The 11,527-nt window shown below is 65.5% G+C and carries 12 protein-coding genes; 5 read left to right on the top strand and 7 right to left on the bottom strand.

Annotated elements, in window-relative coordinates:
- The 4 genes from RT662_RS02120 to RT662_RS02105 all read left to right on the top strand — a co-directional run.
- On the top strand, nt 1-326 hold a 326-nt coding region (locus RT662_RS02120; RefSeq protein WP_313668757.1), incomplete at its 5' end, for an electron transfer flavoprotein subunit alpha/FixB family protein.
- Nucleotides 327-512: 186 nt separating this feature from the next.
- A complete protein-coding gene (locus RT662_RS02115) occupies nt 513-854 on the top strand; it encodes a type II toxin-antitoxin system RelE/ParE family toxin (RefSeq protein ID WP_313668755.1) in 342 nt (113 codons plus the stop codon).
- Nucleotides 851-1,138, top strand: a complete 288-nt coding sequence (locus RT662_RS02110; protein WP_313668753.1) for a helix-turn-helix domain-containing protein — start codon at nt 851-853, stop codon at nt 1,136-1,138. Before RT662_RS02115 ends, RT662_RS02110 begins: the two co-directional genes overlap by 4 nt.
- A 56-nt stretch (nt 1,139-1,194) precedes the next feature.
- Nucleotides 1,195-1,539: a hypothetical protein gene (locus tag RT662_RS02105; RefSeq protein ID WP_313668752.1), complete on the top strand. Its 345-nt coding sequence runs from the start codon at nt 1,195-1,197 to the stop codon at nt 1,537-1,539.
- 93 nt (nt 1,540-1,632) lie between these two features.
- Here RT662_RS02105 and RT662_RS02100 read toward each other — a convergent pair whose 3' ends face one another.
- A complete protein-coding gene (locus RT662_RS02100; RefSeq protein WP_313668750.1) occupies nt 1,633-2,589 on the bottom strand; it encodes a Stealth CR1 domain-containing protein in 957 nt (318 codons plus the stop codon).
- A 171-nt stretch (nt 2,590-2,760) separates the two neighbouring features.
- A complete protein-coding gene (locus tag RT662_RS02095; protein WP_409530128.1) occupies nt 2,761-3,381 on the bottom strand; it encodes a YceI family protein in 621 nt (206 codons plus the stop codon).
- A gap of 249 nt (nt 3,382-3,630) precedes the next feature.
- On the opposite strand from RT662_RS02095, the gene RT662_RS02090 reads away from it, so the two are divergent.
- Nucleotides 3,631-6,033 (top strand): penicillin acylase family protein, encoded by a 2,403-nt coding sequence (locus RT662_RS02090; protein WP_313668746.1) that lies wholly within the window; start codon nt 3,631-3,633, stop codon nt 6,031-6,033.
- A gap of 3 nt (nt 6,034-6,036) precedes the next feature.
- On the opposite strand, the gene RT662_RS02085 is transcribed toward RT662_RS02090, so the two are convergent.
- From RT662_RS02085 to RT662_RS02065, 5 genes are all read right to left on the bottom strand, one after another.
- Complete coding sequence (locus tag RT662_RS02085) at nt 6,037-6,798, bottom strand: nucleotidyltransferase family protein (RefSeq protein ID WP_313668744.1); 762 nt, start codon at nt 6,796-6,798, stop codon at nt 6,037-6,039.
- Nucleotides 6,795-7,769: a phosphotransferase gene (locus RT662_RS02080; protein WP_313668761.1), complete on the bottom strand. Its 975-nt coding sequence runs from the start codon at nt 7,767-7,769 to the stop codon at nt 6,795-6,797. Before RT662_RS02080 ends, RT662_RS02085 begins: the two co-directional genes overlap by 4 nt.
- Nucleotides 7,766-8,227, bottom strand: a complete 462-nt coding sequence (gene tsaE, locus RT662_RS02075) for a tRNA (adenosine(37)-N6)-threonylcarbamoyltransferase complex ATPase subunit type 1 TsaE (protein ID WP_313668742.1) — start codon at nt 8,225-8,227, stop codon at nt 7,766-7,768. Before tsaE ends, RT662_RS02080 begins: the two co-directional genes overlap by 4 nt.
- On the bottom strand, nt 8,208-10,238 hold the full coding sequence (locus tag RT662_RS02070; RefSeq protein WP_313668741.1) for a TonB-dependent receptor domain-containing protein: 2,031 nt from the start codon (nt 10,236-10,238) through the stop codon (nt 8,208-8,210). Before RT662_RS02070 ends, tsaE begins: the two co-directional genes overlap by 20 nt.
- A 66-nt stretch (nt 10,239-10,304) precedes the next feature.
- Nucleotides 10,305-11,527: TonB-dependent receptor domain-containing protein (locus RT662_RS02065; RefSeq protein WP_313668739.1), on the bottom strand; the 1,223-nt coding region annotated here is incomplete at its 5' end.

Raw genomic sequence — 11,527 nt, 5'->3', positions numbered from 1 at the left:
CGCTGGGCTCGTCGGACAAGTTCCACGAGTTCATCGATCCGCTCGCCGACAAGCTCGGCGCCGCCGTTGGCGCCAGCCGCGCCGCCGTCGATGCCGGCTATGCGCCGAACGATTATCAGGTCGGCCAAACCGGCAAGATCGTCGCGCCCGAACTCTATGTCGCCGTCGGCATCTCCGGCGCGATCCAGCACCTGGCCGGCATGAAGGATTCAAAGATCATCGTCGCCATCAACAAGGACGAAGAAGCCCCGATCTTCCAGGTGGCCGACGTCGGCCTGGTCGGCGACCTCTTCACGCTTGTGCCGGAACTGACCGGCAAGCTGTAATCAGCGATCGCTGCGAAACAGGAGGGCCGTCGCTCGGTGGAGCGGCGGCCCTTTTCGTTTGGGGGAAAGGAAGAGGGGCCTCCGGCGGGCAGGGTCGCAGACCCTGCACCCGTTTGTTGGGGTCTAGCCCATTCTCCATGATCATGCGCCATTGACGTATATGACTGCGGCGCATATATGGCAGTCATGGCTCGCTTGCAGACCGTTGTGGAATTGCCGGAATTCCTGCGGCGGGCGAAGGCGATCATGGCCGAAGAGGAACGCGCCGCATTGGTGGACTTCGTCGCGGCCAACCCGGAAGCCGGGCTTTCGCTCGGTGGGGGCCTGCGCAAGATGCGCTTTGCGCGACCGGGCGGCGGCAAGAGCGGCGGCTATCGCACCGTCTATGTGTTTGGCGGCGCGCACATGCCGATCTTCCTCGTCACCGTGTTCGCCAAGAACGAGAAGGACAATCTGGGCAAAGCCGAACAAGCCGAACTGGTCGCGCTAAGCAAAGCCCTGATCGATCATTATGGAGCTCGCCAATGACCGCCTATGACAGCATCCGCCAGGGCCTTGCCGAAGCCCTCGACTTTGCCGCCGGCAAAACGGCCGGCGCGCAGGTGCAACAGGTGAACGTCACCCAGGTCGACGTCGCCGCCATCCGGGCCAGCACCGGCCTCTCGCAGAGCCAGTTCGCGCGCAGCATCGGCGTCGCCAAAGGCACCCTCCTCAACTGGGAACAAGGCCGCCGCCGCCCCACCGGCCCGGCGCAAGTGCTGCTGGCGATGATCGCCCGGCGGCCGTCGTTGGTGGGTGAGTTGCTGCGGTAGGAAAGGCAGAGTGGCCTCCGGCGGGCAGGGACGCAGTCCCTGCACCCATTCGATCAATGTCTCCCTACGACCACGTTGCGTTCGTTTTCCTTGGATGGTTTAATGGCCGGATGAGTGGGAACCCAGCCTATAACGCACTTCACCACGATGTTTGTGTGCGTCATGGTTGGTGTGGCGGTGTTGTTGACGGCAGGCCATCCCATGTCGATGACTTTATTCCAGAAGTTGGCCCAGTAACTGCAGAACAGTTCGTCGACTGGCTCTTTCAAGCGGAGGGTCTCGATCCATCGTCTGACTCCGAGAAGTGGCGGAAGCACAAAGACGCACTGCGCGACGCTTTCATTCAGCACCTTGGGGCCGATATGGTGGATGCTTCTATGCTCAAGTGGGCTGTCAGCTAATCAGCCCAATTCCACCATCTAGCACCACCCCAAACCAAACGGGTGCAGGGCCCACGACCCTGCCCGCCGGAGGCCTCCCTTCTACCTAACCCCTCACGCCGCTATCGCGCGTTCGATCCAGGCGCGGGTGTCGGGGATGGCGGCTTCGACCTGGGGGAGATCGTTGACGCAGAGGAACTTGAACTGCGGTTGGCACGCGCGGGCGAGGTAGGCGCGGACTTGCGGCAGCGGGTAATCCAGCACGGCGCCGGTGCGCAGGTGGAGATGATCTTCCTCCGTGTGCAGCACCGCCACGCCGGCGGCGATGCACGCGTGGTTGTGCAGGCCTTGTGGCAGGAATTGCGAGACGCAGCGGAAGCGGTGGCCGAGATTGGCGACGAACGCGGCGCGGTGCTGATCATAGAGGCGCGCCAGCACGGAGCGGCGCAGCGGGTGGACAACGTGTGCGGCGCGGAAAAGCCGGTCTGCCCCGAAACCGGCGAGGGCTGCCGCGTTGATCTGGGTCAGCGCGTTGAGCAGCGCCGGGTCGTCACGACTGGCCGGATCGGCGGCTATGGCGCTCTGGTCTACCCACGCGCCGCGCAGCACCGGTGCCGCGCCCTGGAACACATCGCCGGGCGCCAGCGGCCCGGTGAGGAACACATCATCGTTGAAATAGACGAAGCGCTCGGCCAGGCCGGGGATGCGCCACAACAACGTCTCGATGGCCAGCGAGTTGAAGGTGGGCAGCGCGGCTTCATGGCCTGCAAACAGGGTGAGGTGATCGACAATCCGCACCCGCGCCACCAGATCGGCCGGCAGGTGTGACAGATCGGGCGCCTGCGCATCGGTGATGATCCAGATCCACCCGATCCACGGCGCATGATTGGCAATCGAACGCAGGCAATAGCCCAGCTCGTCGTTGCAGGCCCAGCGATGCGGGTTGACGGCGTTGGCATTGCGCCCGGCATGCGGCTGGTGGGTCAGGCGTTTGGCGATGTGCGCCGGATCGTCACCATCAACCCAGGTGATGACGGCGTCGATGCGCGCGTCGTCGCTGAAAATCTGCATTCGTCCCGTCCAGGCGAGCGTTTGGTCCGCCACGATAGAACAGGACGAGGGAGGACATGGGGCGGTGCTGCTGCCATGTCAACACACGGGGCAAAAGGTTCCATGCCCGCGAAAATAAATCGCGCACCACCGTTGGCCCCGCATTCGGGCCAACGTTGCCTGCTTCTGGGCCTATTTCTGGAAGGCGGCGGCGATCTCCAATTTCACCTCGTCGCCCACGAACGGCACGCCGAAGCCGAGCCCGAATTCGCTGCGCCGGATTGTGCCAGTGGCGCGGAAGCCGATGTTTTCCTTGCCGCCCATGTTGGGTGGGGTGCGGCCGGCGCCATAAAAGCTGACATCCAGCGTCACTGGCTTGGTCACGCCGTTGAAAGTGAAATCGCCCGTCAGCTTTGCGGTCTGGCCGGTGGTCACCAGCTTGGTGGAGACGAAGCGGGCATCGGCCGGGGTGGGACCGAAAAAGTCGGGTTTGCCGCCCTCCTTGCCCGCCCGCAGCAGGTGCTGGGTGAGGCCGGTGCTGGCGGTGGTCACCTTGACGACGGGAATGGTCACGTCCAGCTTGGTTGCTTGGGGCTGCTTCGGATCGAAGGTCAGGCTGCCGGTGACGCTGCCGAACATGCCAGTGTAGGGCGTGAAGCCGAGGTGATCGAGCGTCCACACCACCAGCGTGTGATCGGGATCAGCGGTGTAGGTGCCGCCGCTGATGGCGGCCACGTTGCGGCTGCCCGGCGCTTGCGCGGTCGCTGTCTGGGCGATGGTTGCAACGGCCAGTGCCATCACGATCGGGAACATCCGCATCTTCACTCTCCAACTGTCTGGTGCCGCCATACAGGCCGGCTCGGGCGCCCGCCAGTGCCACTCCTGTCTCATCTGTCCTACACCGGAAAAGCCTGTCATCATGGGGCTGCCCGGCGCTCCGGCGTGGGGCGATGGCGGCGCAGAAGAAATCCCTGAATCGATACGATTCGTCAAAACTGGCAAAGCTGGGCGGGCAGGGTTGCAGCGGGGGGCGGCATGGGATCGGGCAAATCTGTCAGGGTGATGGGCTTGTTGTGGGCCTTGGCACTGCCCACCGTGGCGCAAGCCCAGGCGGCGGAAAAGGTCACCATCCACCGCGATGCCATGGGCGTGCCGCATGTGTTTGCCGATACGTCGGTGGCGGTGATGTTCGGCGCCGGCTATGCGCTGGCGCAGGATCGGCTGGCGGCGATGGAGTTGCAGTGGCGCGGCGCGGCGGGGCGGCGGGCGGAGATATTGGGCGCGTCGGCGCTGGCGGGTGACAAGACGGCGCGTGATCGGCGGCTGCCCGATGCCGAGTTGATGCGGATGTATCACGCCATTCCAGCTGAGCATCAGGCGATGATGCAGGCCTATGTTGATGGCATCAACCGCGCCGTGGCCGAGGTGGCTGCCGATCCGGAGCGCAAGACGCCGCTGGAATTCATCCGCTGGGGGATCCGGCCGACGCCGTGGACGTTGCTGGATTATCTCCGCTATGTTGCCTCGGTGCCGGGTGGCCGCGATGCCCACGAGATCGCGAACCTGGCGTTTCTGAATGCGATGATCAAACGCCATGGCGAGGCGGCGGGTCGGCGCATTTTCAATGATGTCGTGCCGGTTTCCGATCCGGATTCGCCCACTGTCATCGCTGCGGGCGAGGATTTGGCGCCGGCGCGGCCCGTGCCAGTGGATCGCCCGGTATCGTTGCGGGCGGGCGGGGTCGATCTCAGCGCGTCGCCGGCACCGCCTGCGCCCGCTGAGCCGCCGAAAGGCGCCAGCCGCTGCCTGGTGGTCGGCCCGCAGAAATCGGCCAGTGGCCGGGTACTGATGCTGGAGGCGACCGCCGATGGCCCGGAAATCCATCTGCGCGGTGGCGGTTTCGATCAGGCCGGTTTCAGTTTCAACGCCTATGGCCCGCCGTTCATGGGCCGCGGCGTGCAGCATGGCTGGCTGCTCACATCGGGTGTCGCGCAGGCCAATTCGGTGTTTGCGGAAAAGCTCAATCCGAAGAACAGATATCAATATTGGTTCAAGGGCGGCTGGCGCGACATGGAGCGACGCACGGAGACCATCCAGGTGAAAGGCGCGGTGCCCGTGACGCACGAGGTGGCGCGCACTGTGCATGGCCCGGTGATCCAATGGGACAGCGCCAACAACGTGGCCTTTTCCCACAGTTTTGCCATGCGCGGCCGGGAGATCGACAACTGGGTCGGCATTGTCGAGATGGGCCGTGCCCGCAGTATCGACGAGTTCGAGGCCAAGGGCGTCAACCGCATGGGTTGGAATCTGGGCATCTGTTACGGCGGCGCCGATGGCCAGATCGCCTTCTGGGAAGCCGGCACTCTGCCCAAATTGCCCGCCGGCGTTGATCCGCGCCTGCCGATACCGGGCACCGGCGACCATGAATGGATGGGTTTCCTGACACCCGCAGAGCAGCCGCATGTGCGCAATCCGAAACAGGGCTATCTCCACGCCTGGAACAGTAAGGCGACCAGCTGGAGCCCGGAAGGCACCGAGGCCCGCAACGGGGCGACGTTCCGCACTTGGGCGGGCAACAGCCTTGCGGCATCCGGACGGGCGATCACCTTGCTCGACATGCGGGCGTATAATGCGGCGATCTTCAGCGCCCTGGGGGCCAGCGACCGCACGCAGGCGCAGCCGGCCTTTTTTGCGCCCACTATTCGGGCAGCAATGGCAGGCAGCAACGATCCGGAGGTGCGCGAGGCGGGCGCGCTGATGCTGTCGTTCAACGGCCTTTACGAGGATCGCGATGCCGATCAGCGCTATGACAATGCCGGGCTGACGCTGTTTCGCCAGTGGCTGACGGTGGCGCCGGCGATGATCTTTGGGGACAGCATCGGCGACTGGTGGAGCCGTGTCGATGAAGACCGCTATCTGCGCTATCAGACCAGCCTTTTGCTGCGCGCCTTGCAGGGCGACAAGGCCGGCGCGCCACTGGCGTTCGACTGGTTCCACGGGCGTGATCGCACACTGCTGCTGGCGGACACGATCAAGGCGACTGTGGAGCAGTTGCGGGGCCAGTTTCCCGGCAAGGCGATGGCTGACTGGAAGCGGCCGATCTTCTGGAAATATTATGATCCGGCAGCTCAGCGCCCCGATCGGCCTGTCCTGCCGGACGATCCTGATCCGCCACGATTGTCTGCCGTGCTGAAACTGGGGCCGGTGATGGCGCCGCACAATGGCGGCGAGGGCTGGGTGGGCTTGATGGAAATCGATCAGGAACATCCGGCGATCTATTCGGTCGTCGATGCCGGCGGACAGAGCCTGTTCATCGACCCGCAGGGCAGGGGCAACCCGCATCTGACCGATCAGACCATGATGCACGAAAGCAACGAGCTGAAGAAAATCATGATGAAACCGGACGATGTGCGGGCAACCGCCGTGTCGACCCAGATCATCGACTATGTGTCGTCCAGGCCCTGAGCCTCAGACTTCCTGCAGCAGTGCTTCCGTCTCGCCGATGCTGGCCGGCGTGCCGACATGGAACCACAGGCCGGGGTGGCTGACGCCGAACATGCGGCCGGATTCCAGCGCCTTGTTCCAGGCGCGCCACATGGTGAAGGGCTCCACCGGTTCGCCATCGAACAGGCGGCGGCTGATGATCTGCAGGCCGGAATAGACAAAGGGCGCCATGCGCATGCCGGCGCGGGGGGCGAGGTGGCCAAGGCCATCCATGTGAAAATCGCCGCGGCCTTCATAGCCGTGGGCGCGGGCCAGGGGCACGAGCAGGAGGAGGGCGTCCATCTGGGCGGCGTCCCAGCGTTGGGCGAGCAGGCGCAGCGTGTCGACCGGGCCGTCGATCCACATATTGTCGGCGTTGATCGTGTAGAAGGCCTCGCCCTGCAGCAGCGGCAGCGCCTTGGTGATGCCGCCGCCCGTTTCGAGCAACTGGCTGCGTTCATCGGAAAGGTCGATGCGGGTGGGCGTTTTGCGCGCCTTCACCGCCGCTTCGATCTGGTCGGCGAAATAATGGGCGTTGACCACCGCGTGTTCGATGCCGGCAGCAGAGACGCCATCCAGCGCGCGATCGAGCAGGCTGCGGCCCGCAACCTCGATAAGCGGTTTGGGGCGGGTGGCGGTGAGCGGGCGCATGCGCTTGCCCAGTCCGGCGGCCATCACCATGGCGCTGTGGGGCAGCACGCAATCGATGTGCGGCTTGAGACTGAGCTGCGGGCGGGCGTTGTTCATGCCGGCACCTCGACACCCACGCGAGCGCTGGCCGGCACATTGGCATCAAACCACGCCTTAACCGGGGCCAGGGCCGGATTGTCCAGATTGGCGTTCACCAGTTCCCATAGGCGCGGGTGGAAGCGCGGATAGGCTGGCTTGCCATCACGGACATAGAGGCGGGTGAAGACGCCCAATATCTTGATGTTCCGCTGGGCGGCAAGGATGGCATAGGCGGTGCGGAAGGCGGCTTCGTCGATACCGGGCCGGGCGGCGAGGTAGCGGGTGATCATGGCGGCTTCCAGTTCGGGCGACACCACGCGTCGGATATCCTGCAGCAGGCTGGCCAGATCATAAGCCGGGTGGCCGGCCAGCGCGTCCTGATAGTCGAGCAGGCCGAGCCGCTTCAGACCGGGGCGATCGAGGAGCATCAGATTATCGGCATGGTAATCGCGCAGCACCAGCACGGGCGGATGGGTGAAGAGGGCGGGCCACATCGGCGCCCACGCCTTGTCGTAGCTGGGTGCTTCGGCCAGGCCGACGGCAGGCAGGTACCAATCCGGGAACAGTCGGGCTTCGCGCAGATATTCGGCTTCGCTGTAGGGCGGTACGTCTGCCGGCGGGTGCTGGTGCAGTTCGGCGAGGATATCGACGGCCGCGGCGTAAATCTCATGCTCGGCGCTGGCATCTTCGGCCAGCACCGGGTTCACGCGGCCATCGCCATAATCTTCCAGCAGCACCAGCCCCTGATCGAGATCGGTGGCTAACGCTTGCGGCGCCGAAAAGCCCAGATCATGCAAATGCTTGCCGATCGCCAAAAACGGCCGGCTGTCTTCCTTGTCGGGCGGTGCGTCCATCAGCACGGCGGTGCGGCCGGCCAATTCCACCCGGAAATAGCGGCGGAAACTGGCATCGCCGGCCAGCGGGCGCACGGCGGCGCCCCCCCAGCCTTGGGCATTCAGGAACGCCCCGGTGCCGGGCGGCGGAATCATCTGGGAGAGGGAGGTGGCCACCGGCCTTCCCAAGCCGGGGGCGTGTCCCAAGTCAAGCGGCGTGGTGCGTCGCCGCTGCCGGAAAATGTGAGGCGGAGGGAGTCGGGTGGCAATCGGTGTCCCAATCGTTCCGGCCACTCGATCAGCAGGGCGGCATCGGTTTCGAACAGGCCCAGTGCATCGGCCTCTGATGGATCGTCCAGCCGGTAGAGATCGACATGCCAGACCGGCACCGGCAGATCGTCATAGGGCTGCACCAGCGTGAAGGTGGGCGATGGCACTTCGCCGGCCCAGCCCAGCGCCTTGAGCAGCCCGCGGGCAAAGGTGGATTTGCCGGCGCCCAGATCGCCATGCAGCGCCACCACGTCGCCGGGACGCAGCACGGCAGCGAGGCGCGCGGCCAGTGCCGCCGTCTCCGCCGGGGTGGCGAGGAGAAGTTCAGAAATCGATGGTGACATAGGCCTGAGCCAATCGGCCGGGGATGGGGCCATAGGCGCCTGCGCCGCGCAGATCATAACCCTCCACGTCGAACAGGTTGGTCACCTGCACGCGCAGCAGGGCGTTGTTGCCGGCCAGCTTGAAGCGATAGCGGCCACCCAGATCCACGATCGTCCGCGCCGGGATGGCGACGCTGTTGCTCACTGTCGCGGTCTCGCTGCTCCGATAGGCGATGCGGGTATCGAAGGAGAAGCCCGGCGCGAACGGCGGCCGCCAATCGGCGCTGAATTCGACGCGTTGGCTGATGGCGCCCACCGGGCGTTCGCCAATGCGCCCCGGTGCGGCGCCGGGGGCGGAAACACGTGGCCACAGCCAGACGCCACCGGCGACGACGCTGAGCGTGTGGGTCAGCGGCCCTGCGATGGAGGCTTCGACGCCGCGATTGGAGACGTCGCCCAGCACATCGAAGCGGCCATTGGCATCGAGGTTGAAATAGGGCTTGGTGATGTCGAACACGCCGGCCACCAGCTTGATCTGATCAGTGATCGCCAGCCGCAGCCCGGCGTCGATCTGGCGGGTGCGGATCGCGGGCAGTGCCTCGTTGCGGTTGATGGCATTGCCGGGGGCGACGCCGCTTTCCTCAAGGCCATTCACCGTGCCAGCATAGACGACCAGCGCCGGCGTGATGTTGGCGGCAAAAGTGATGTTGTAGAGCAGCAGGCGATCATCGGTAGCCTGCACGCCGCCGCCGGGGAGGTCGATGCGCTTCTTGTAATCGGTCCACTGCAGGCCGGCAGCGAGTTCACCAACGCCCAGCCAGCGGCCTTCATAGCCGATGCCGCCGGTGATCTGCTTTACATCATCGAACTGCTGCGAGGTGAAGCGGAAGGCGGGTTCCGGCACGCGGCTGGGCGTATCGATCTGCACTGGCCCCAGTTCCAGCGTGTCCGACCCGCCGAAACGGCGATCACCGCTGCGGCCCCGCATCGCAAGGTGGATCTGGTGTCGGCGCGGGCCTTCGTCGATCTGGCGGGTGAGGCGGACCTCGCCGCTGACAGCGGCAAAGTTCAGGCGGGGATCGACGATAACGCGCTGGCTGCCGGTGCGATCGGGCTGGAGATTGCGCACCAGGTTGGTCATCTGCCTGTCCCGCACCCGCGAGGATCGGAAGATACCGGCGCGCAACTGCCATTGCGGCGCGATCTGCCAATCGGTGAGCAGGCCGATATTGGCATCAAGGCCGCTGCCGTTCACCCAATCCGGCCCGAAGCGCTGGCGGCGCGGCAGCAGCGGCGGCAGGAATTCAGTCGCAGTCTGGAAGGTGAGGCGGTGATCGTCCAGCGTCTGGTGCAGCAGGCTGGCGAACGGGATCAATGTGAGGCCCGGCGCCGGATTCCAGCGCGCGATCAGCGTACCGCCGAAACTGTTCTCACGCGTGCTGTCCTGCCCGCTTTCAATCCTTGCGGATGCGCCGAGACCCAGGCTGAACTGGCCGCTGACCGGGAGCACGGCATCCACCTCGGCATTTACCGTGCCCCATTCGTCGGCCGCAAGCAGCGCGCTGCCCGCCGCTTCGTCGCCGGGGCGGCGGAAGCCGAAATCCACCAGACCGGTGGGAGCGGGGAAGGGGCTCCCCAACGCTGACAGGCCAACGCGGATGGTGGTGGTGCGGCTGATCCGGGTGCTGGGCGGAACCACCGGATCGAAATAGAGGCCATCGATGCGCACATTGCCGGCCGCAATCGGCGAGAAGCCGCGCACGTTCATCTGGTTGTAGATACCGATCACCTCGCGGCCGACCGTGCTGCCAAAGGCGTCACCGGATTGGCGCACGGCGTTTTCGTCGGACCGGCTGCCGGTGGCCGCCACAGGCGCTGCCGGCGGCGACAGATCGGGCTCGTCGGCGGGCAGCATTGGGGGGGGCGGCGGCGTGCTGTCGTTGGGCTGCGGCTGGGCGCTGGCGGCGGCCGGCGGCGCCAGCAGCAGCGCTGCGGCAAGAAGAAGCGCCAGATCAGGCAAGCGAGCGGTCATCCGCCCTGCGTTTGCCGCTTTGCCCACCAATCGCAAGGGCCGGCCGCCAAAAAAGCGCTCCGGCCTCTAGAAATCGACGGTGAGATAGGCCTGGGTCACCCGGCCGGGCAGCACCGTATAGGCATTGGCGCCGCGCAGTTCATAGCCCTGTTGGCTGAACAGGTTGGTGGCCTGCACGCGCAGCACCGCCTCGTTGCCGGCCAGCTTGAAGCGGTAGCGCCCGCCTAGATCAACGAGTGTGCGGGTGGGCACCGAAACCAGGTTGTTGACCGTTGCGATTTCCGGCGAGCGGTAGGACAACCGCATGTCGAGGCTGAGGCCGGGCGCAAATCCGGGGCGCCAATCGGCGGACAATTCGACGCGTTCGGCAATGGCACCCACTGGCAACCGGCCAACCAGCCCGCGCGTGACGGCATCCCCGGTCACCTGCGGGCGCAGCAGGCTGGCACCGGCTACGACCGACAGTTCCGGCGTGATCGGCCCGGCGATGCTGGCTTCCACCCCGCGGTTGATCACATCGCCCAGCACATCGAAGCGGCCATTGGCATCAAGATTGAAATAGGGCTTTGACACTTCGAACAGGCCGGCAACCAGCCGCATGCCGCCGCCCAGATCGACGCGCACGCCGGCATCGATCTGGCTGGTCTGGATCGCCGGCAGCGCTTCGTTGCGGTTGGCAGCGAAACTGGGGGCAACGCCGGATTCCTCCAGCCCGGTAACAGCGCCGCCATAGAGGCTGATGCTGTCGCTGATCTGTATGGCAGCCGTGACATTATACAGCCAGGGACTGGCATCGATGCCATTGATGGCGCCGGGGAAGCCGATGCGCTTGCTGTAATCGCTCTTCTGCACCCCCACCGACAATTCGCCGACGCCGGCCCAGCGGCCTTCATAGGCAATGCCGCCCGTCCATTGCCGCACATTGTCTTCCTGCTGCGGGCCGAAATTCAGTACCGGCGGCGGCACGTCGGGGGCCGTTGTCAGGATGTTGATCACACCCAGATCTACCACGCCTGATCCATCGAAACGGCGATAGGTCTGGCGGCCGCGCAGGGTCACATGCACCTGGTGCAGGCGTGGGCCGTCCGCGATGCGGCGGGTCAGCCGCACTTCCCCGCTGGTGGCACCGTTGTAGAGCGTGGGATCGCCGGTGATGCGCTGGGTGCCGGTGCCATCGGCCGAGGTGATGCGCACGACGTTGGCAAATTGCCCGTCGATCACCCGCTGCGACCGGAACAGGCCGGCGCGCAGCAGCCAGCCGTCGCTGATCGTCCAGTCGGTAATGAGCC

It is taken from the genome of Sandarakinorhabdus sp. (genome assembly GCF_032115815.1).
Lineage (GTDB): Bacteria > Pseudomonadota > Alphaproteobacteria > Sphingomonadales > Sphingomonadaceae > Sandarakinorhabdus.
This window is presented reverse-complemented; position numbering and strand designations above follow the sequence as displayed.

Bases quoted from the DNA above. Each gene is read 5' to 3' on its own strand.
- RT662_RS02100 (WP_313668750.1), bottom strand. From the start codon at position 2,589: ATGCAGATTTTCAGCGACGACGCGCGCATCGACGCCGTCATCACCTGG.
- RT662_RS02085 (WP_313668744.1), bottom strand. From the start codon at position 6,798: ATGAACAACGCCCGCCCGCAGCTCAGTCTCAAGCCGCACATCGATTGC.
- tsaE (WP_313668742.1), bottom strand. From the start codon at position 8,227: ATGTCACCATCGATTTCTGAACTTCTCCTCGCCACCCCGGCGGAGACG.
- RT662_RS02110 (WP_313668753.1), top strand. From the start codon at position 851: ATGACCGCCTATGACAGCATCCGCCAGGGCCTTGCCGAAGCCCTCGAC.
- RT662_RS02095 (WP_409530128.1), bottom strand. From the start codon at position 3,381: ATGTTCCCGATCGTGATGGCACTGGCCGTTGCAACCATCGCCCAGACA.
- RT662_RS02070 (WP_313668741.1), bottom strand. From the start codon at position 10,238: ATGACCGCTCGCTTGCCTGATCTGGCGCTTCTTCTTGCCGCAGCGCTG.
- RT662_RS02105 (WP_313668752.1), top strand. From the start codon at position 1,195: ATGTCTCCCTACGACCACGTTGCGTTCGTTTTCCTTGGATGGTTTAAT.
- RT662_RS02080 (WP_313668761.1), bottom strand. From the start codon at position 7,769: ATGATTCCGCCGCCCGGCACCGGGGCGTTCCTGAATGCCCAAGGCTGG.
- RT662_RS02115 (WP_313668755.1), top strand. From the start codon at position 513: ATGGCTCGCTTGCAGACCGTTGTGGAATTGCCGGAATTCCTGCGGCGG.
- RT662_RS02090 (WP_313668746.1), top strand. From the start codon at position 3,631: ATGGGCTTGTTGTGGGCCTTGGCACTGCCCACCGTGGCGCAAGCCCAG.